Genomic DNA, 1,162 nt, shown 5'->3' on the forward strand with positions numbered 1-1,162 from the left:
CGGCGAACTCGTTTTCGACCGCGCTTGCGATCCCCATCCGCCGGCAACGGCAGAGCTGCGGTCTTGTCAACTTCCGCCGTCGTCGGCGTCTCCATGGCCAGATATTTCATGACGCTATTGTCCATTAAATTTAAGCGGACATTAGCGGCGCGACGTAGCCATCACCATGCGGCCTTAATCGTACGGATACTGATCATCTCCGGTCAGCACTGCCAATTGTGACCGCTGTCAAACCAGTAGCCCCTCTTATTCATGACGTATCTGGGTTTGCTTGCCGCTGAGCGGCGGACAGGTGGCGGCGCGGCGTCTTTTTCACCGCAGCCTATCGCGATCACCATGCCGCCTACGGCCTGGTCGGTTCCATGGGCCGGCGCGGCAATCATGAAGACGAAATGCGGAATGTGTTCGATGACCGCTCAAAGCCGAGGCCGTCTATCCGATGGCCTTCGAGACCTTGAGGAGGTCTACAACCGGCCGACGGCTTCACTCAGCACTCGGCTGTCTCAGTCCAATGCAATTCGAGGATCAAAACACCCCGGCAACGGTCAGATCAGCGGCCTGACTCTGTCCGGCCCGAGGGGCCACTCCAACTTATGGGGAGTATTGATCCGGTATCGACACCACGGACCTGGTTGGCGAGCTGGCTCTTGTGCATCTTGATCAGGTTTTCGGTTGGCCGCGGGCACAGTAGATCACGTCATAGATGTGCTCGGCGGACCCATGCGAGCGCAGGTGCGGTGTTCGGCCTTCCAGTGTTTCGCGTTGTAGTGGGTCTCGGCATAGCCGCGCAGCACAGCCTTGCGCTCGAGCGCACGAGGGGTGTGGTTGTCGTCGGCGCTCTCGTCGACGAGCCGCTGCAGAACCTTGTTGCCGGGTAGGCCGAAGAGGTAGTCGATGCCGTTGTTCTCGCACCAGGCCAGGACTTGCGCCCGGCCATAGTGGCCATCGCCGCGGATCAGGATACGGGTGGTCGGCCAGCGGGCGCGGATGCGGCGCACGAGGCGGCGCAGATAGCCGCGGATCTCCTCGCCCGTCGGGGTCTTGCCGGCGCGCAGGATCATGGCGACCGGGCGGCCGGTGGCGGCGTCATAGACATGGATCGGCAGGAAGCAACGCTCGTCGTAGTGGGCGTTGAAAAGCGACAGCTGCTGATGGCCGTGAA

Annotated in this window: 1 pseudogene; it reads right to left on the reverse strand. The window is 61.7% G+C overall.

The window, feature by feature from the left end:
- Positions 1 to 631: 631 nt before the first annotated feature.
- Positions 632 to 1,162, reverse strand: a pseudogene (locus EN780_RS34720) (transposase); the annotation flags it as partial.

Origin of the sequence: Mesorhizobium sp. M4B.F.Ca.ET.089.01.1.1 (genome assembly GCF_004022605.1) — a bacterium.
Classification (GTDB): Bacteria; Pseudomonadota; Alphaproteobacteria; order Rhizobiales; family Rhizobiaceae; genus Mesorhizobium; species Mesorhizobium abyssinicae.